13 protein-coding genes are annotated in these 20,416 nt (G+C 41.4%); 1 reads left to right on the top strand and 12 read right to left on the bottom strand.

Annotation, left to right across the window (positions count from 1 at the left end; all coding sequences use genetic code 11):
- Positions 1 to 17: 17 nt before the first annotated feature.
- From GR929_RS00665 to GR929_RS00620, 10 genes are all read right to left on the bottom strand, one after another.
- Positions 18 to 2,582, bottom strand: coding sequence for a hypothetical protein (locus GR929_RS00665; RefSeq protein WP_159516985.1), 2,565 nt, complete (start codon positions 2,580 to 2,582; stop codon positions 18 to 20).
- On the bottom strand, positions 2,582 to 4,171 hold the full coding sequence (locus tag GR929_RS00660) for a pectate lyase (protein ID WP_159516984.1): 1,590 nt from the start codon (positions 4,169 to 4,171) through the stop codon (positions 2,582 to 2,584). Before GR929_RS00660 ends, GR929_RS00665 begins: the two co-directional genes overlap by 1 nt.
- A 45-nt stretch (positions 4,172 to 4,216) precedes the next feature.
- Entirely contained in the window at positions 4,217 to 4,852 is a 636-nt protein-coding gene (locus GR929_RS00655; RefSeq protein WP_159516983.1) for a LamG domain-containing protein, read from the bottom strand.
- Positions 4,853 to 5,027: 175 nt separating this feature from the next.
- On the bottom strand, positions 5,028 to 7,091 hold the full coding sequence (locus GR929_RS00650) for a RagB/SusD family nutrient uptake outer membrane protein (RefSeq protein ID WP_201300864.1): 2,064 nt from the start codon (positions 7,089 to 7,091) through the stop codon (positions 5,028 to 5,030).
- Positions 7,092 to 7,127: 36 nt separating this feature from the next.
- Positions 7,128 to 10,697, bottom strand: a complete 3,570-nt coding sequence (locus GR929_RS00645; RefSeq protein ID WP_159517493.1) for a TonB-dependent receptor — start codon at positions 10,695 to 10,697, stop codon at positions 7,128 to 7,130.
- 195 nt (positions 10,698 to 10,892) lie between these two features.
- Complete coding sequence (locus GR929_RS00640; protein WP_159516982.1) at positions 10,893 to 11,885, bottom strand: FecR family protein; 993 nt, start codon at positions 11,883 to 11,885, stop codon at positions 10,893 to 10,895.
- A gap of 93 nt (positions 11,886 to 11,978) precedes the next feature.
- A complete protein-coding gene (locus GR929_RS00635) occupies positions 11,979 to 12,569 on the bottom strand; it encodes an RNA polymerase sigma-70 factor (protein WP_159516981.1) in 591 nt (196 codons plus the stop codon).
- Positions 12,570 to 12,752: 183 nt separating this feature from the next.
- Positions 12,753 to 12,881 carry a FeoB-associated Cys-rich membrane protein gene (locus GR929_RS22110; protein WP_159516980.1) on the bottom strand — a complete coding sequence of 43 codons (129 nt, stop codon included), beginning with the start codon at positions 12,879 to 12,881 and terminating at the stop codon, positions 12,753 to 12,755.
- An 18-nt stretch (positions 12,882 to 12,899) separates the two neighbouring features.
- Positions 12,900 to 14,996 (bottom strand): ferrous iron transport protein B, encoded by a 2,097-nt coding sequence (gene feoB / locus GR929_RS00625; protein WP_159516979.1) that lies wholly within the window; start codon positions 14,994 to 14,996, stop codon positions 12,900 to 12,902.
- Positions 14,997 to 15,002: 6 nt separating this feature from the next.
- Positions 15,003 to 15,245, bottom strand: a complete 243-nt coding sequence (locus tag GR929_RS00620; RefSeq protein ID WP_201300862.1) for a FeoA family protein — start codon at positions 15,243 to 15,245, stop codon at positions 15,003 to 15,005.
- A 506-nt stretch (positions 15,246 to 15,751) separates the two neighbouring features.
- Here GR929_RS00620 and GR929_RS00615 point away from each other — a divergent pair.
- Positions 15,752 to 16,855: a lipid II:glycine glycyltransferase FemX gene (locus GR929_RS00615; protein WP_159516978.1), complete on the top strand. Its 1,104-nt coding sequence runs from the start codon at positions 15,752 to 15,754 to the stop codon at positions 16,853 to 16,855.
- A gap of 18 nt (positions 16,856 to 16,873) precedes the next feature.
- Here the strand turns inward: GR929_RS00615 and GR929_RS00610 are convergent, their stop codons facing one another.
- Both GR929_RS00610 and GR929_RS00605 read right to left on the bottom strand, forming a co-directional pair.
- Positions 16,874 to 17,566, bottom strand: coding sequence for a hypothetical protein (locus GR929_RS00610; protein WP_159516977.1), 693 nt, complete (start codon positions 17,564 to 17,566; stop codon positions 16,874 to 16,876).
- Positions 17,567 to 17,577: 11 nt separating this feature from the next.
- A complete protein-coding gene (locus GR929_RS00605) occupies positions 17,578 to 20,349 on the bottom strand; it encodes a phosphoenolpyruvate carboxylase (RefSeq protein ID WP_159516976.1) in 2,772 nt (923 codons plus the stop codon).
- Positions 20,350 to 20,416 lie beyond the last annotated feature (67 nt).

Raw genomic sequence — 20,416 nt, 5'->3', positions numbered from 1 at the left:
ACGTCAGGTTGGATAAACTAAAACCATTCAATTTTTAAATCTTTAATCAGAGTTGCTCCACTGCCAATGCTACCGGTATGTTGAATACTAAATCCACCAAACGGTGATGGTTCAATTTCGGCTTCCATATCAACTACTCGTTTGACCTGATCGCCATCATGAGCAGTAAAATACTCCCCGGTGTTTTCAGCATGCACAACTAATTTATTGCCCTTTATTTCTGCACTTATCAGGCATTTTGGTCGGTAACATGATACCGATACAGGCTCGCTAATCGCTTTGGCAACACCATCTTCGTATTTCATTAAAATAAAATCGGTGGCATCGCTGTATTTCGTCGTTCTGATCAGTCGCAGCGCATAACCGTTCATCCTTTTCAGATCCATTTTTAAGCCAATATCCATGTATTGTGCCCTGGCACTGCTAAATCCCTGACCAGCTGTTTTTGCCGGAACAGCAAGAAACCGAACCTTCATATCACCAAAAAATTCACCAACCGGTTGATAACGCATCCGTGCCCCCTTTGTAGCTTGCACAAAGCCAGTATCGTTAGCAGCACCATTTACTCCGGGGCCATAATACCATGGATTTTTGCTGTTGTCAGCTTCCCAATTAAAGTCGTGTGTGTCGGCAGGCGCGTAACTATCGAGCGCCCAAAAACCTGGAATTACTTTGGGTTGATAGGCTGTCGACATGTGTTCAAGATCCGGAATCAACACTTTTGGATTCTGTTTGACATCGGCAGCTGTAATGGCTTTCGGAAAGACTGTTCCCACGGGGTCACCCGGGTGGCAACGCAAATGTTTGGGCGAAACAACGGCCATAATAAAGTACCCCACGTCTCCCGCAGTGAGGGTGTAAGTTTTTAGCGGCGTGCTAAAACGCGAAACCGCAACTTCAATCGGATTCGAACCATTGGAATCAGCACATCGATACCAACTCACCAAAGACTGATCGTCATAGCTCATGTCCAGTTCGTAATTCACGTTTAACTGTCCTTTTCCAGAATTCTGAATCTGCGGTCGTTTAGTAAACCCCGGAGGTGGAAGAAACGACGGAGTAATGTATAACACTGACGCTGCCTCGAGACCGGAGTTTGTTGACGCTGTTACAATCACTTCGCGGGTTTCATCACTTTCATTTTTGGGGATTACCAAACAGGTGCCGTCGCCCTTATCCTTCAATTTAACAAGCTCTCTGAAAACAGAAGCCACTGACCAGTTTACATTAACCTCTTCCTCCAATTCGTAGTTTCCAAATTTATTGATCGTGACGGTTAAAATCAAGCTATCTCTCCCTGTTTCCAGTGTATCTCTTGTTGGCTTGATTAAAAGTTGAGTTGGTAAATCAGTATAATCCTGACCATTTTCTTTCTCCGCTTTTTCGACCAATTCTTTCAAACCCATCGGATCCCAATCATCATTTCCACGAAGCAAGTTGTAGGTATTGTAAATGACTTTTTCATCACGTACAAAACGATAGGCATTCAAAACAGGCTTGTTCGCCATATCAACTGTTGCGTAGGCATGCTGCTGACTCAGTAGAACTGGTGCATCATTTAGACGAATATTGTATTGATAATTGCGAGCTTCCAAGGCAGGATGATCTCGCCAGCCCAAAGATGAGAGCGTTTCGGAGTGGAAACGGGTATCAACTGCAGCAAGCTGTCCTCCACTTTTCGTAAAATATTGACTGCCACGAGTAAAAGACCTCATATCGCAATTCAGAAAAACAGCACCGGTACCGGAAGTTCCCCAAAATGGTTTAGAGCTGTAAAAATCAAACGTACAGTTCAGATAAACCGCTCTTCCATTCAATGCATCGTCGGTTGACTCAAAATGGCAACGATCAAACAACGTGCGCTTGCTTCCCCAAAACGGCCCAAGATTCAGTCGGCTGATGAAATTTGTATTCCGGGCGACAACTTTGTCACCATCAGAAAAAACAAGTTGTGCCTGCACAATGGCGGAGCCCCGTTTCTCTCGGTTCAATTCCGGATTGAGCGGATAAACCAAATCGATATTACAATAATTTCCAAAGGTGATGTTTTCAACGTAGAGCCCGTCTCCTTTAATATTGAACATGGTGAAATTTCCCTTTGCACCCATCGTTTGCCCCCGGTTGCAAGCCAGAATCACATCGTAAGGATTATCAGACAAACCAAAAAACGTCAGCCATTCGCACGACAATTCCATTCCAAACGGCGTGTTTTGTCCTTCCTCTGGAAGTCGAATTTCAGGATCATCAGGATCATCAATCCAGTACACCCAAGGAGCAATATATAAAGTCATTGATTCATCTTCAGTCCCATCAGACAGGTGTTTTACAGCTTCGGCAAACGAATTAAAAACGAAGGGGAATTGCCCGGCATCTTTTTCACTAAGTTGTCCATCAACGTAAAAAGCATGCTCATTCAGTTGTATTTTATCGCCTTTGTAGACGATATAATCGCCGCAAAAATGCAATTTAGCATTTAGCGAGTTCACCTTTTCCTTAGCGTAAGACATAAAAACAATACCCATCAAAGCTATTGTTATTAAGCTCTTTAAAAAGGCACACGAAATTTTATATACTCGTTTCATCAGTTCTCTTTTTTAAGGTACTCCATTAACAATTCCATATTCCGAACGTATTGGCGCGTTGAAACATACAATTGCTCTGTCTCATCGCTAAATGGTGAAGTATCCGAGTCATCGCCAACCATCGTGGATCCAAATTCATCTGTTTGCTCCATCTTCTGACCTTCTCCAATATACGGATTGCTTACCATTGCGTGTTCGACTAACCATCTGCCTTCATCATCCAACGACCGAACAATTTCATCAACGCGTTTTTTCAATGAATCATTGCGATCTCGAAACTTCCTTTGATCTGTTAAGCCTTTCAAAATATCAATCCCATATTCTCCAGAGTCATTCAGTGGCGAGTTTGCAACGGCTTCATCAGGCAATAAGGAAGCTATTCTTTTGTATTCCTTTTTTAAAAAATTAAGAGGAATGTAGGTTTTTCCACCATAATGGCGCAGCAGCTTTTCATCATTCTGGTCAGTATAATAGTGCCCGTATTTTACATTGGAACCTGTGCGATGCACATAAATAGGATCACCAGTTTCGGGATTGATAAAAGCAGGATGTGTATATTTTCCGTCCTGCGTCTGATCTTCAGTAAGTTGGTTCTGTTCGAGCCACTCAATAGCTGGTGGAATTGCAAGTAAAAATTTTCTTTCGCCGGAAAATTCATAAAACCTGAGAAGAAGCATGCAGTTTTTAAACGTCGCCGAAGGCAAAAGGCCTGCCGGCTCATAGGTCCTTGCGCTTGCAGCTTTTAGCTCCATGTTGAGTTGTTGACTCCAACCACCGCTGCCATCCTGGGCAACAAGATAAAAATTCATTGCTCGCCTGATCGGATCTAAAAATCGTTGTTCTCCCAGCAGTACATAACATTGTATCAGAAACTGAATATTGTCCCAGGTCACATCATCGTTCAGCGTATAATAGGATGAATAATCCGGGGTTTCATTTTTACTGTAATCAAATTTCAAAGGATATCTTTGCGGCCAGCCCCCCAGCGGATATTGGCTTTCAAGGATAAAATCGATCGCCTTGTCGAGAGCTCGCTTATAGGTGGGGTCGAGTTTGGTCATGTACATACGAAGTAAATATCGGGCTGCTCCGGAGGTCACTCCATCGTCGAATGTACTGTTGCCGTAGTAATGTTGGAATTCTTCGAGCCGCCAGCCATTTTTACCAATGGTGTTATACCATTTTTTCAGCGAACGGTCGCCCCCAAAATCAATCATGTAATTCCATCCACCTTGATGGCTTTGTCCCCAAATAAGAGCTGCTGCAGCTTTCTTTGCGGCTTCATAATAATACGGATCGCCTGTTATTTCGTAGGCATCCAGAAAGGAATTCCCCATCGTGACGGTTCCAGGACTTTGGACCCAGATCATGGTTTTGTAAGCTTCCATTTCTCCCCATTGGCGAGAAAAATCGGGGAGATAGTACCAAACATATCCACCATTATAACTTACTTCTTCAACCATAAATCGGGTCGCTTTTAGCATGGTTGATTTAATTTCATTTACTAAACGTTTGTTTTGAGCTGATAACAATTGAAATGAAGTCAGTAAAAATAATGCAAGGATCACATTTACTCTTTTAGCTTTCATATCGGGTTAGTTTAAGTTGTCAAGTTTAGTTCATTTTCGTTATAGTCACATTTCGATTGATAAAAAATCTTTCGGGGTTAGTTGCCTTGGTGTAATTTTTACGTTGTAAATAGCTCCCTTAAACCAAGAAACTTTATTTTGTCGAACTCCGATGGAGGTTTGTCCTGAGATTATAGGCACCAATTCGATTTCACCTTCCAATTCTTTTTCATGATTGACGTAGGTGGTCAGCTGGCCCTTGTTCACCACCAAGGCCACATGATACCACTGATCGAGTGGATGTAATATATTTGGGTCAATTAATGCAATATTGTCTTTGCCACTATTCAGGTAGGCATCAAAATACCAGTCAGTTTCTGTGGTTCTGATTTCGAATAACAAGCGAGCTTGGTTTGGTTCGCCAAAATGCAAGAATCGTTGTTCGAAACTTCCACCATGATCAGGTCTGAAAATGGCTTCAATGGTGAATTGACTTAAGCCTGTCAGGGGCATTGAGTCGACAAATAGGGCATCGTCGATTCCGTCGAAATAAACGGCTTGTCCATACGGAGAATCGACCAGTTTGGGAGTCCCAATAATTTCGGAAAAAGATTTCGATTCCAGAATCGTTGCAGGACACAAATCTGTTATTTGCGAATAGCTAATCATCGAAAAAATTAGCAAGTAGTAGTAGTAATGCATTGGTTTTTATAAGTAGTAAAAAAAAACATTTTGAAAAAGATGGCTTAAAAACCAAAAAAGAGGCCGTCCTGATGGATGACCTCTTTCTTTTACTTTTCTATTTAAACAGTACCTGATTCATGAAAACGTCTCAAGCTGTTGCATAATTCTTTTTGTCAATAATCAGATCTTATTTTTACTGATTGGGCAATCCGTAGCCATTCGTTACATTTCCTTTCGACTGGTCAATTAACGTCAATGGCATCGGGTGAAAGTAACGAGGCGCAGCTGTTTCACGGCCGACGACACCGTCCAGAATAGCTGCATTTAACATCGCTTTGGCGTTTGGATCATTCCAAACCCTAATGCCCCAATCCACTTTTTGATATCCGTCTGCTTCCAAGGCAGCAGCTTCAGCTCCATCAGGATCAATATACTCATAGAGGCCTTTGATGGCCAGGTTTTTGGCAGGATATTCTTCATGAGCTTCAGCACCCCATTCGTAAATACCTCGCCAACCGGGATAAAGTGCCGGATTACTTGGGTCGGGACTTTGTGTAACAACAGCCTCACTGTTTCCATCTACCTGAACATATTTAGTCCAAACATAATTGGAAATGGTTCTACCGCTTGGGAATGTGTAAAATCCGTTAGCTTCAAGGCCAGCAATCATATCACTCATTTCCTGACGCACTGCGATTGCTCTTTCGTTGAATTTACCTGAACGAATCATATCCCAACGAACATCTCCTTCTCCCACTAATTCTAATTTGCGTTCATTATAAATCGCATCCAATAGCGCATCGCCCGAAAGTCCCGCAATATTGTGGTTTGCATCTCCAAAAGCTCTTTCGCGAATTTGGTTTACCAATGCTACCGCACCTCCGTTATCGCTTCCTGATATTGCTTTAGCTTCAGCAAGCATCAGCATGGCATCAGCCATTCTCATGATGACGTAGTTGATACCTGTCGCACGGAATGATACGTTCGGGTAGTCAGGGTCATCTCCTCGGTTTTTATCCCACTTATTGATACTTGGACCTCCGCCGCCGATACGCGTACCTACGCCAAGTGGCACCAACGCTTCTCGTCCGGTTGCTGCATCGCTTCCAGTTACAACCATGCTTACGTCACGTCGTTTGTCGCCGGGTTCGAAAGCATTATAAAGGAACGATGGAATAATACGGATCGCAGCAAAGGTATTTAGGTAAGCCAAATTATTATGTCTACCACCAGCACGTCCCTGACTGTATCCCAGTTCAGCATTTCCTGTTCCCGGAACAGTACCAATTTCAAAAAGCGACTCGGGACTTATTCGTCTGGAGTTAATCTCTTGCCAAACCTTTTGAAAAGGATTATTGGCCTCTCTGCTATCTGATGTAACAAGCGTTGCTGATCCACTATGGGTATTTACAGCTGCGCTCAGGTATTGCTCCGCCATTGTGATGTAAGTCATATAATCGGTACGACGCGCATAAACGCTTGCACCGTCATCTGTACCCTTCGTCTCAAATTGCACGTCGCCATACAATCCGGGTACATCAGTGCGAATGGTTTGCCACCCACCGGCATGAAGCGCAATCTCGCCAATTAGTGCATTGGCAAAAGTCCGGCTAAGACGTTCAGCCGTGATTCCTCCTTGTCCCAATACGTACATTTGGCTTTCAGCCGCTTTGAGTACGTTAATAATGGAATCCATAATAGCGAAGCGCGAAGTCAACTCGTACTCTTCCACTATTTGGTTATCATAGCCAAATGGAACATCACCAAAATGGCGGACCAGTTCCCAGGCGCAATATGCCGACAGAGTTCTGGCTTCGCCATAAACTTGAGTCCACTCAGTAGGCACGTTACCTTCAGCATCTGCCTGATACTCTTCTTTTTCTGATATTAAGTCGGCAATACGGGCAGCACGTGCCACAACAACGTTCAAACTGTTATACAAACCCATTGCGGAGTTTACAGCAGTTGCTTCAGGTTGCAATCGGGCAATGACATTGTTTGCCGTAGGAAATTCACTCATATATCCAGCGTCCGATCCCAGGGGATCTTGCCAGTTGTAGTTTCCACCGTGTACTGCACCCTGACGATATTCAGCGTAAGCCCACGATAAGGTTTTAAAGGCTTCATCTGGGCTCGACATCACAAAGGCATCATCGGACTGCCCTGCATTCGATACATCCAAATAGTCGCTACTGCATCCGGTAAACATGAACGGCAGCATTGCTAAGCATATATATAGAACTATATTTTTCATCATTATTATTGTTTAAAAATTATTATCCCTTTACACGATTTAGAAAGTAACATTTAACCCTAACACAAACTGACGAGCACGAGGATAGGTTCCCCAGTCAAGTCCGGGAGTCGGATAACGGGCGTTATTCAAGTTTGCATTCGCATTCACTTCAGGGTCAAGTCCCGAATAACCGGTTAAGGTAAATACATTGTAGACAGATCCGTATACACGGAGGTTGTTTGCTTTAATCTTGCTTAACAACAGTTTTGGCAACGTGTAACCTAAAGTCAGCGTATTGAGACGAAGGTATGAGCCATCTTCGATACCGATGTCAGATACATAGCCTTGTTGCAGATAAGTAGATGGCAAGCTTGCTCCTGCGTTAGCAGCGTTCAACTCTTCAGGAGTGGTAAGCTCTACCAAGTTTCCATTCTGAATTTCAAAAAGGGAATAGGAGTTATTCACGATAGCCAACTTGTTCCCATAAAGGCCGCCACCCTTGTTACCGTTATAAAGTGTTGCTAATTTGTTTGCGTTATAGACATCATTTCCATAACTCCAGTTGAAGTTCATGCCAAGGTCGAATTTTTTATATGTAACGTTGATATTGAACCCACCTGTATGTATCGGAGTCATATCGCCGATTTCAACGTAGTCTTTAACATCAATCACACCGTCTTCTACAACATCAACAAATTTCGGTAAACCTGGATAAGCCTGTTGACCACCGGGAACCAAACCTCCCTGATAGGCAACAAAAGCACTTGAAAGATCAGCAATTCCATCTTTTAAGGTATACATCCCTGTTGCAGAGTCGTAATTGAAATCGGCCGGAGTATAATATCCGTTTCCGTCCATTTGGTAGCCCATTACGATTCCAACTGGTTTTCCTTCCTGCAAGATATAATCAGAATTCGGAATTCCTGATTGCAGGAATTGCGTTCCGTAAGCACTTTGAACTCCTTCAGCAAGTTCGTCAATATTACCTCTGTTAAAGTTGATGTTAGCGCCTCCCGAAATATTCCAGTCCTGATTCTTATATAGCACGCCGGTAAGGGAGATTTCGACCCCTTTATTGCTGGTTTGCCCAATGTTGGCGTAGCTGGTTGTAAATCCGGTGATAGATGGAATGTCGGTTAGCATCAACAAATCTTTTGTGGTATTTTTGTAAACTTCGATACTACCCCACAAACGATTGTTATAAAGCGTAAAGTCGAGACCAATGTTGCGTGTAATGGTCGTTTCCCATTTTAAATCCCGGTTTGCAAATTGGTCAGAAGCCAAGTCATAAGAAGGCTGATGTTCATTATCTAAGCCTATCTGATAACGTGGATCAGTTTCGGCGGCCCACAATTGCGACCACTGGTCGGCGCTAATAGCATCGTTACCTACCGCACCATATGATACACGAAGTTTCAGATCATCAAGCCAGTTTTTCGTGTTATCCATAAACGATTCTTGCGAAACGCGCCATGCAAAAGAGCCTGCAGGGAAGTATCCCCAACGATGCTCGGGAGAGAAGTTCGAAGAGCCATCAGCACGGAAAGTAGCGGTAATCATGTATTTATCGCGCAGCGAGTAGTTTGCCCGGCCGAAATAAGATTGAATACGGCTTGGAGTAGAAACTCCCGAAGAAATCTGGAGGTCTGACCCGTATTGCGACATACTGGCAAAAGCATTCTCCTTGGTGAAATTGTTCGGAAATTTTTCGCCTGAGATGCGCATGTTTTCGCCGCCTGAGTCCGTTATTTCCTGACCAACCAAAGCATTAATCCGATGAATGTCATTCAGTACCATTTCATAACCCAAGGTGTTAGTCCAGCGCAGGCTCCAACTGTTTGCTTTTCTGTAATCTGCATCGCCGGAATATATATTCGTTCCATCACTATTCAGATAGCTTTGCTCATTGGCGCTGGCGGGTGTGGGACCTCTCCAGTTTTTGGTTTGCGAATAATCACGAGCCAGAGTCAATTCAGTACGGTAGTTCAAGCCTTCAATAATGTTCCAATCCACACCGGTTGTAGCACGTAGTGATTGTCTCAAATTCAGGTTCTCACGGTCTTTGATCACATTGACAGGACTGTACAAGTCTTCCATCACAAAATTCTCTTCACCCAAAGAAGAATCATCTAAAATAGCCAGATCACCTTTTATATCTTCCATAGCGATAGGACGGAAACGGTAAGACCCAGAGAGGGCAGAACCAAAACCGTTGGTTGTACCTTCATTTCCCAGCGTTTTTCTATCCGTATAACGTACATCCAGGTTAAAGTCTAGTTTTTCGCTTATTTCTTGATCTAACTTGAACGATGCCGTAGCTCTTTTTGCATAGGAGTTCAGCTTCATACCATCTTCGTCCATGTAGTTAACAGTGAAAATAACTTTGGTTTTCTCTGTTCCGCCAGTAATGGTCAGGTCATGGTTTTGGGAGAATGAACTGTTATATACGTCCTTTTGAAGGTTGTATCGCTGCACATCTTTATAAGCATCAATGCCACCAGCGTTGCCGCCCTTATGGGCTCCAATTCCCCATAATTTTTGAAACGGTGTTGTATACGTTTCTCCGAAATACACATCGAGAAGCCCCCATTTCTGTTCCAAGTAATTGTACGGACTAAGAGCGTCAAGATATCCTATGGGAGTATTGAATTTGGCATAACCGCTATAGCTCACTGAAGCCTCACCGGCCTCGCCCCTTTTTGTTGTCACGAGGATAACACCATTCGCACCGCGCGCACCGAAAATAGCAGTAGAAGATGCATCTTTAAGTACATCAACGCTTTCTACTAAATCGGCAGGAATATCACTAATATTGCCTGGTATTCCATCAATCAACACAAGGGGGTCGTTACTTTGAGAAATAGAACCTCCACCACGTACGCGAATCGAAATATCTGCACCGGGACGTCCGTCCTGAGAAATTACATTCACGCCAGAGAGTCGCCCCTGAATAGCTTGCGCCACGTTGGAAACAGGTACAGCAGCGAGTTGTTCCCCTGTGACTGATGCAACTGACCCAGTCACATCCCGCTTCCTCATGGTTCCATATCCAATAGCGACCACTTCTTCCAGTCCAATGGTTTCTTCTTGCAAGGTAACGTTGATTTCTGTACGTCCGTTAACTAAAACTTCCGCTGTTTTCATTCCAACAAATGAAAATTGAAGCGTTGCATCCGAAGGTACATTACTTAAGCTGAATCGCCCGTCAAAATCTGTTACGGTTCCGGTGGCTGTGCCTTTTACAACTACTGTTACTCCAGGAAGCGACACGCCTCCGTCGTCAGTAACAACACCAGATACGGATACTTCTTGTTGACTAACTGTGTTTACAGGAGTTAAAACAATATGGCGTTCTTTTACAAGAACTGTTACTTTTGAATCATCAAAAATCTCAGAAAGAACAGCTTCAACATCTTGATTTTGAATTGATAAATCAACCTTGCGATCAACATCAATTAACTCGCTATTATATAAAAAATAATAGTTAGACTGTTCTTCAATTTTCGCTAATACATCTTTTAAAGATATATTTTTAAGTTCAAGGTTCAACTTTGAAGTTTGCGAGTAGGTTCCTACCGCAAACGTTTGGAAAGCTGTCACCAATACAATCAATAGTACATTACGCATAATTGATAAGGTTTTTTTATATCTCCGAAAAACGGGATATAAATTAGCAATGTTTTTTTTCATAAATTAGCACTGATTTTAAATTTAACATTTGAACATTAAGTTTTTATTTAAATCGGGGGGAAGTGTTGCAGCACTTCCCTTTTTCATTCTTCTTTTCTCAACTCACAAATTTATCTCATCTATAGAAATCAATTATCTTTTTTTAAATATGACCTTTGATTTGGCTGAATCTATTTCTGATTTTGGTAAATACTCAACTTTCATTGATGAACTTAACTCAAGCAAGTCGACAACTTGTTGGATCGATTCATTTTCAAAAGTCGTCGTATAGCGATAAGCCAAAAGATTTTCATCAGTAATTTCTACTTCCACTCCGTACCAACGTTCCAACTCTCTTGCAACTTCTAGTAATGGAGCATCATCAAATACCAACAAACCTTTTCGCCAAGCAATAAACTTGCTCAGGTTTTCATTGATCAGTTCAGTCGATTTTTTCTCTTTACTATAGCTCAAATGGTCTCCAGGTTTTAGCTTAGCTCGCTTTATATTCTTATTTTCTCCGCCAATATTCAAATCAATACTTCCTTCGACCAAGCAAACTTCTACCCGGTCATCGCGATTATACGATCGGAAATTAAACTGAGTTCCACGAACGACTACTTCAACATTATTAGAATAAACTTTAAACTCCGAATTAGCCACTTTTGCGACATCCAAAAATGCTTCTCCGTGAAGCTCAATATTTCGGTTGGCTGATGAAAACGGTAAGTTATATTTAAGTGTTGTTCCTGCATTAAGCCAAACGTTGCTGCCATCAGGTAACTGAACCTTTGATCGGGTTCCTACGGGACAAACAACCTCTTGTACCGATTGTACAAATTGCTGTTTCGCGTTTAAAGGCTCCGGGCGATTGCTGATTTTAGAAATACTCCAGACGGTAACTAATAGTAGCGGTAAAATTAAAATCGCAGCAACACGACTGAACTGCTCATATAGTCGGAAAACTTTTCGGCCTTTTTGAATCTGTTTTTTCACAAAGGAATATGCTCCATCGGTATCTATTTCGTCTTTCTGTAAATACAACAAATGAGCTTTAATGAGTTTATCTTCATCTGAAAGTTTGGAATGCTCCTGAACAGAACGTTCATATTTTTGATTCGTTGGTATCGAATTCTTCTTTTTCATTGATCAGTTAGGTTTCAAGCAAACAACTATTTACTGTTCCATTAATTAATACAAATGAAAAGGCGCGCACACGTACGCAAATGTTATTTTTTATTAAAAGTTTTTTAGAATTCCGAGTAAAAATAGCAATCCAACATAATCTTTCAACTCTACTCGAAGAATTCGTAAAGCCTTACTGATCTGAGTTTCAACGGTTCTCTTCGAAATATCAAGCTCATTAGCGATTTCATCGTTAGAATCTCCCTTAAAACGACTTTTTATAAATATTTCGCGACAGCGATCAGGCAATTTGTCTATTGCTCTCTTTATTTCTCCCTGAAGTTCTTCTGAAATATAAATATCGGGATCATAAAGAATATCCTCTTCCACCTGTGCCTTGATATATTGATGAACCTTTTCCTTGATACCCTCACTTTTCAGATAGTTAAAAGCTCTGTTTTTAATACATGTGAACAGGTAGGGCTTTAACGAATCAGCAGAGTTGATCTTCAATCGGTCTTCCCATAATTGAACAAAAAAGTCCTGAACAATCTCCTCGGAATCAGGTCTATTTAAAATAATTTGATTCGCATATAAAACCAATCCAGCGTAATAAAAACGAAACAGCAACTCAAAGGCGGTCTCATCACCAACCTTAAAACGCTCAATCAAAGTACGTTCATTAATATTTTCAATTTTCTGCATCCACCAAAAATAAGAGTTCGAAAATAGGCTAATTTAACTGAATTGCAAAAGGCTAACACCGCACTCAAACAGAAAGCTATTTTTCCTCATTCGATATCGCCAAAAAGTCACTTCGTTTGTTTCGCGTTAGGAACTTATGAAAGAAGCAGATAAATACACAGATCGGTTCGTCTTTTTTCAAAATCAGCCGCACCCGCCACATTTGTCGTCGCTACATGAACTACTCTTATTCTTGAAAAAATACTTTTTAACCAGGAAAAAAAGGGCTGCTGCAACTATGAGATAAACCAATATGTCCTGAAATAGTGTCATGTTTAAATCCTCCAACAATTATGCCAACAGTTGATATGCAAGCATGGCAACGATATAGGCAAAGCCACTCATAAATCCGAGCTGAATAAGAGGCCACTTCCAGCCATTGGTTTCTTTTTTCACGATAGCAATTGTACTCATGCATTGTAGTGCAAAAGCATAAAAAAGAAGCAATGAAATTCCCGTTGGGAAATTAAATAGCTTACGCCCGGTTCTCTGGTTAACATCTTCCGACATGCGTTGTTTGATGGTAGCCTCTTCGTCGTTTCCAACGCTGTAAATCGTTGCTAAAGTCCCTACAAAAACCTCGCGTGCAGCGAAAGAACTGATCAAGGCAATACCAATTTTCCAATCGTACCCCAAGGGGCGAATCGCCGGTTCAATAGCTCGGCCAACAGTGCCAATATACGAGTGCCTTAACTGATACGAAGCAATAGCGGTCTCGATATCAGACTCCGAGAGTTGGCCACTTTGTGATTGACTACGCACAATTTCCTCGGCATGATGAAATTCATCAGAATAGCCGTTGGAAGCTAAAAACCACAGCACAATTGAAATGGCTAAAATTATCTTTCCGGCGACAAGCACAAAGCTTTTCGTTTTTTCGATAACCGTATAGAGCACATTCTTCAATAAGGGCAATTTGTATCCCGGCATCTCAACCACAAAGAAAGTACGTGAGCGGTTTTTAATCACCTTGTTAAGAATAAATGCCGCAAAAACAGCCATGCCGAATCCTAACACATACAACCCCATCAGAGTCAGCCCTTGTACGTTGAACCCGAGAACGGTTTGGTCGGGAATTACTAATGCGATAATGATCAGATAAACCGGAAGACGTGCCGAGCAAGTGGTAAACGGAGTAACCAGAATGGTAATCAGGCGTTCTTTCCAATTTTCAATATTACGAGACGCCATGACGGCTGGAATTGCGCACGCGGTGCCGGAAATCAGGGGGACAACACTTTTTCCACTTAATCCAAAACGGCGCATTACCCGATCCATTAAAAAGACGATCCGGCTCATGTAGCCACTTTCTTCCAAAATTGAAATAAACAGAAATAGAAAAGCGATCTGCGGTACAAAAATGACAATTCCCCCGACTCCTGGAATCACTCCTTCTGACAATAGATCAGTCAATGCTCCGGCAGGCAATGTATTTTTTGTCCATTCGCTAAAACGAGAAAACGACTGATCGATAAAATCCATCGGGATGCTGCTCCAATTGTAGATGGCCTGAAACATCAACAACATGATCATGAAAAAAACAATATAGCCCCAGAATTTATGGGTTAAAATACGATCCAGGACTCCTCTCCAATCTTTTGCTTTTGTGATATCAACATTGTAGGCTTTCTTCAGAATTTTATTGATAAACAAGTACCGTTCAATGGTTTCCTTTTGCTGTAAGCGTTTTATCTCTGACGTATTTCTCTCTGAATACTCGTTAACCGGAAGTAGATTTTTATTAATTTTCAGCAAAGGCTCCCCCTGCGAAACTACCAACCAAAGTTGATACAAGTCTTCTCCCCGGTAAGCATCTTCCAGTTTCGCAAAATAGCCTGGATCAATCTTTCGAAGATCAACACACCCAGTGGTATTCAATTGCTTATAATTTGCGACTGTTTCTTTGAGTTGCTCAATGCCAACGTTCTTTCTTGAGCTAACAAGTACAACTTTTGTATTCAAATTCTTTTCCAACAAATCAATATCGAGCGAGATTCCGCGCCTTTCAATCTGATCGGCCATATTGATAACAAGAACTGTCGGAACATTTAAATCTTTAATTTGAGTGAAAAGTAACAGGTTTCGTTTCAGATTCTCTACATCGGTCACCACCACTGCTAATTCAGGATAATCCTGGCTTTGCGGATTTAGGAGTAATTCAACGACCAACTGTTCATCAGCCGAAGAGGCGTTTAAACTGTACGTCCCAGGCAAATCTATAACGTGAGCCTTATCACCGTTAGGAAGTTTGCAGAATCCCTCTTTTTTCTCAACGGTAATACCGGGATAATTGCCGACCTTCTGTTTTAAGCCAGTGAGTAAATTGAAAATTGACGTTTTACCGGTGTTCGGATTTCCAATTAATGCAACATTGATTGTTTTGCTCATGCACTTTTATGCAACTTTTGAAATTTCGATCAACTCAGCGGTCTCTTTACGGATAGCTAAAAAATTGCCGTTTACACTTAAAAACAACGGATCGTTAAACGGGGCAACCTGAATGAGCCGCACTTCATTACCCGGCAAACACCCCATTTCCTGTAACTTTACGGGAATCTGATCAACCGAAAAATTAGTTATAATACCTATTTCTCCCGGCTTGAGATTAACAATTGTATTAATGATATTGGTTTTCAACTCTTTTAACATCTTGCGATTTCCCTTCTTTATATATTCCAAATGTAACTTCCAGACTTACACGATTAAGTATAGCTGTACTTTTCCTTCTGACAATTAACACAAAAATAGGTTTTCACATGTCTACAGACAATCCCCTTTAATGGTGATATTTGATCTAATTGCAGTCGTATATTTTTCTCCTATCCCTTTTTGTTGTGATTACACAAAAACCAATTGGTATGCCATATAATTCGTGCTTTGCGGTTACAATAAGCAGGTATTTCGTTATCACTTCCTCAAATTCTTCTTTGCTGATTAATTTTAAAATGTGACAGCTACAATCCAGCAATACAATCATTAACAAACCTTTGACAAAATAATCAAAGAACTTCTTCCCCTATTTTACTGTCAGTGTATTTTGGATAACCGACTTTATCGATTCAAAAAAACGTAGTTTAAACTCCTCTGCATAGAAATTTGCACAGCTATCACCTTTTCATACTTTTGCAAAAAAAAGAAAACAAATGAGTTGCAGGCTAGCGAGAAAAGAGATTGAAGCCATAAAACCAACTAACATACTCCCACAAACACCATTTTGGGGGCGAGTAAAAGGGGATCAGGGATTTCAACCCAAAGGTTTCGAAATAAATGTGTCAAAGAAGTTATTAAATCCGGCAAAAAGTGCGGATGAAAGAATAAAGGAAGATGTATTGGTTCTGATCAAGTACATCAATGACACTCATTGTTTTGCCTACGTTCCGTATGGTCCCAAGTTGGAACCCACCTTTGAAAACCAAGGTGTATTTCTTGAGAAATTATCTGAATTAATGAAAAATCATTTACCTGCAAATTGCATCTTTATCCGCTATGATTTAATGTGGCAGAACCAGTGGTCACAGGAATCAGACTACTTCAGCAATCCTGATTTTTGGCAAGGACCGCCAGAAAGCAACATTCAGGAATTCAGGATAAACTACAAAACAAATACGTGGAACTTACGCAAAAGTCCGGTCGATATATTACCCAAAAATACCTTTCTTTTAAATTTGAATAAAACTGAAGCTGAGTTACTGAGTAATATGAGATACAATACCCGCTATAACATCAGGCGAGCCAATAAACAGGGTATTTCGATAAAAGAATATGGTATCGAGCATATTTGCGATTGGTACAAACTATACTCCGACACAGCGATGCGGCACAATATCCCGCTACAGAGCGAAGAATACTTTGCCAATATTTTCAGAAATCAGGACAATCGTGAAAATGGGGTTAACATTAAGATGTTGATGGCTGACTTCGATGGTGAATTTTTAGCGTCGATGTTTTTAGTATTGTCTAAAAACCGGGGCACCTACCTGTACGGAGCTTCATCGACCGACAAAAACAACCTCATGGCAAGTTACGCTCTTCAATGGGAGGCAATACGGATAGCTAAAAAATGGGGCTGTACAGAATATGATATGTTTGGATCGGCTCCCAATTTAGATCGAATGCATCCCTTACACGGCGTACATATTTACAAAAAAGGATTTGGTGGCTACTTATACCATCGAATGGGGTGCTGGGACTATCCCTACCTTTCCGAAGAATATGAAATGATTAAAATGAAAGAAGCCAGCAACTGATACTTGCTATGATCTTACTTATAGTTTTTCGAAATACTTCACCCACAAATAATCAGACATATCCAGCGGTGTATTAATTACGAACGCCCCCATTAAAATAACTTTATCAGCTTTAAAAAGCTCTTTAATCCTCTTCGACTGGGTCACAATAAAATCATGGCTCTCATCAAACAGAATATCCATCACTTTAGGTTCTGGCTGTTCTTTGGGAATAACATCAAGTTTGGGAGCCAACATTTGCTGTATTCGTCCCTGCTGAAAATCATTGGGGTCAATTTGATCTGGCATGCCATTGTGCTGCAACAAACTTCGGTATGCTCCGAAAGCAGCTCCACACGACAGGGTATCGCGCTTTTGCCCGTGCCGATGAACAAATCCAAGGCTCTTTTCATCGATAGCTAAGTGCGGTCCGAAAAAAACAAAAGCAGTTCCATCATCGGGGATATGATCTCCAAAAGCATTGAAGCCGGTAATTCCGGTAAACGGATATCCGGCCAATCCACCAATCAAAAACACATTATTAAAATAGCTGCGTACTTTTTCAATGACTACGTTATTCAATTCATCAGGGCACAACGACACTGCGGCAATGGTGTTTTCGATTTCCAATCCGAACTCATGAATCATTCGCTGGTAGTATTCGTCCAACACCTGATGGTAAGGTGCGGCCTCAGGAAAAAGTGCTCTGATCCTTTCTTCAACTATACTCATAATTATTTTTTTTATCCGGTTGTTCCTAAAGCGTTTGCAATGGCATTCACACACTGAAGCAATACAAATAAATGTTCAGACTCATCTTTGGTTTGTTCTTTTCTGCTACTCCGCCATTTTTTCAATAAATCAATTTGAGCGTCATGCAAATTATTCATCGCCTCGGCACGCAAAATTGTCGAATAATAATGATTTTTACGTCTTTCCTTAAATGGTTTTTGAAGCATATCGGCCAACATGGCCTTTGTTAAATCGAACTCTTTGCGAATCTTGGTCATCATCCGCTCCCGAATCGCTTCATCTTCAACTAAAGCAGCATACTTATTCATAATTTGTTCGTCAGTTGCTGCAATACTCGAATCGAGATTTGTTATCACATATCGTACAAATGGATCATACTTGACCAGTTTCAGCAACTTCTCATACTCATCCGTCTTTTGGGTTTTAAGCTCATTTAACGTTGAACCTACACCATACCAACTGGTAATATTGAACCGAGATTGCGCCCAACTAAAAACCCAGGGAATAGCACGAAGATCATCCATTGTCCGCTTTCCGGTTCGCCGCGCCGGGCGTGAGCCAATCTTGCTGGATTCGATCACATCAATTGGTGTCGCTTCAGCAAAAAAATGTATAAAATCGGGGTCACTAATTAAATCGCTATAAAACTCCCGACCTCGAATTCCCAGCTGATGAAACAATCCTGCAACTTCCTCATTTTCTTTGGACTGATTCGCATGCAATATGGTTTGAGCAGTAACACTTGCCAACATCAACTCCAAATTATATGCAGCATTCATTTTATTGGCATATTTACGCTCGATGGTTTCCCCCTGCTCAGTAATCCGCAGTTTTCCGTTAATTGCCCCATGTGGCAATGTTTTCACAAACCAATGCGACGGGCCCGCTCCACGGCTGATACTTCCTCCTGTTCCATGAAAAAAGCGAATGAGAACACCATGCTTTTTCCCAATTTCGGAAAGTCGTTGCTGCGCTTCATGTAAAAACCAGGAGCTTGCCAGTATTCCACCATCCTTATTGCTATCGCTGTAACCAATCATCACATCCTGATAGAGATTATCCGCCTGATCCCGCTTCTGTTGATATTTCAAACTGTTAACGACCACCGGATGGCTGAGATAGTCATCCAGAATTTCGGGACTGGCTAATAAATCTTCAATGGTTTCGAATAAAGGCACAACAGGCAATTTGGCTGCCAATAAATCACCATATTTCAGGGTCATTCCAGCTTCTCGCATAAACAGGTAAACAGTTAACAAATCCTCAGCATTGCGAGTCATACTTATAATAAGTTTGCCCAATGAGCGGGTGCTGTATTTGTCAATGTGGTTGCTCACCACCTGCATGCTTTCAATCACATTTCGAGCTTCTTCGCCAGCCTCAGAATGATCGACCAAAAACGGACGATTAACCTTTAATTCGGCATCCAGAAAAGAGCGTTTAGCAACCTGCGAAGCAGTTAGCTGGCTACCTTCATCCGGCCCCAACGAGGATAGAACAAGTTGTGACAATGCCTTCTCGTGATATTCGCTATTCTGCCGGATATCCAATTGGGCCAAATGAAAACCAAAAACCATTAATAGTCGCTTACATCGCCCAACATCAACCTGAGCAATTTCAAGTAATCCACGATTTTGTAGCTCAAAAAACAAGACATCCAAATCTTGTATTAACTGATCAGAATTTTGGTAGCTCGTTGGTCTATTTTCAAGTTCTAGTGTGTATTCCTGACTTTGGTTGATTGGTATTTTGTTCAATAAAAGTAACACATAGGCTTTAAATATTTCACTTCTATGCTCTTCCAAAACCAACTCACCCGAGCGTCCCAACTCTTTCGCCATCTGTTGTACCCGATCGACAAACGATGCAGAAACCTCCTTACTATCGATATAGATGCTCAGTTTTTGAGCTAAAAGAAGCAATTCCTGACGAACAATGATAAAAGCATGAGAGCGCAGTTTATTAAGCGTCATCTTTGTTGTTTCGGCGCTAACCAGTGGATGTCCGTCGCGGTCTCCGCCAACCCAGTTACCAAATGATAACCCCGGAAAATCTTCAATATCATTTAACAAACGCTCATCGAATTCTGATTCCTTCCAGGCTTGTCTCAGACGTTTATCCAACAGTACAACAACCTCGGGCAGTACATTCGTCAGATAGTGTAAGATGTTGTCCAGCTCTGATTCAATGTGCGGTTTTTCAATATAAATCTCGCCAATATTCCACAACCGATGCAATATCTGCTTAATTTCATCGCGAATATCTCCCTGTTCAATGCGAGTGTACATCTGATTTTCGCGCTTCACCAAAAGCAAGTATAGCTTCCGGTATTCCTGTAAAACAACCGAACGTTTTGCTTCGGTGGGATGCGCTGTTAACACAGGCTCAATCATGATAGTGGGAAGTACGGCTAAAATCTGCTTTTCGTCGATTCCTTTTTCCTTAAGCATCTTGAAATTAGTAGCCCACAAGCCATTTACCTTGCTCATGTCTTCTTCTTCTTTTGCCCGACGACTTTGCACTGCTCCATTCACCTCAACGAGATTCAGTAACTGAAAACACATTGACAACATATGAATATAATCATTACTCAGCAATACATCTTTCGGTGGCTTTTGATTTGAATTGATCCAGGGGATATGAGGAACTATTTTCTGCGCTCCACTTTCCGTAAGAACCTCGGCAAAGCTTTGCAGCAAAAAATTAAGATCTTTGTAAGGTTTTCCAAGTGCTTGTTTTACTTGTTCGAAAACAGACTCCATATTTTGACTATTTTATTTTCATGCAGTTAAACAGACTGGACCATTGAACAGTTCAAAAAAAGGACGA

Source organism: Sunxiuqinia indica (assembly GCF_009847015.1).
Classification (GTDB): domain Bacteria; phylum Bacteroidota; class Bacteroidia; order Bacteroidales; family Prolixibacteraceae; genus Sunxiuqinia; species Sunxiuqinia indica.
The sequence above is the reverse complement of the archived record's forward strand: the minus strand, read 5'-3'. Positions and strand labels throughout refer to the sequence as shown.

Excerpts from the sequence above, each read along its gene's own strand:
- GR929_RS00665 (WP_159516985.1), bottom strand. The coding sequence starts at position 2,582 with ATGAAACGAGTATATAAAATTTCGTGTGCCTTTTTAAAGAGCTTAATA.
- GR929_RS00635 (WP_159516981.1), bottom strand. The coding sequence starts at position 12,569 with ATGCAGAAAATTGAAAATATTAATGAACGTACTTTGATTGAGCGTTTT.
- GR929_RS00655 (WP_159516983.1), bottom strand. The coding sequence starts at position 4,852 with ATGCATTACTACTACTACTTGCTAATTTTTTCGATGATTAGCTATTCG.
- GR929_RS00610 (WP_159516977.1), bottom strand. The coding sequence starts at position 17,566 with ATGAGTATAGTTGAAGAAAGGATCAGAGCACTTTTTCCTGAGGCCGCA.
- GR929_RS00640 (WP_159516982.1), bottom strand. The coding sequence starts at position 11,885 with ATGAAAAAGAAGAATTCGATACCAACGAATCAAAAATATGAACGTTCT.
- GR929_RS00660 (WP_159516984.1), bottom strand. The coding sequence starts at position 4,171 with ATGAAAGCTAAAAGAGTAAATGTGATCCTTGCATTATTTTTACTGACT.
- feoB (WP_159516979.1), bottom strand. The coding sequence starts at position 14,996 with ATGAGCAAAACAATCAATGTTGCATTAATTGGAAATCCGAACACCGGT.
- GR929_RS00615 (WP_159516978.1), top strand. The coding sequence starts at position 15,752 with ATGAGTTGCAGGCTAGCGAGAAAAGAGATTGAAGCCATAAAACCAACT.
- GR929_RS00650 (WP_201300864.1), bottom strand. The coding sequence starts at position 7,091 with ATGATGAAAAATATAGTTCTATATATATGCTTAGCAATGCTGCCGTTC.
- GR929_RS00605 (WP_159516976.1), bottom strand. The coding sequence starts at position 20,349 with ATGGAGTCTGTTTTCGAACAAGTAAAACAAGCACTTGGAAAACCTTAC.
- GR929_RS22110 (WP_159516980.1), bottom strand. The coding sequence starts at position 12,881 with ATGACACTATTTCAGGACATATTGGTTTATCTCATAGTTGCAGCAGCC.
- GR929_RS00645 (WP_159517493.1), bottom strand. The coding sequence starts at position 10,697 with ATGCGTAATGTACTATTGATTGTATTGGTGACAGCTTTCCAAACGTTT.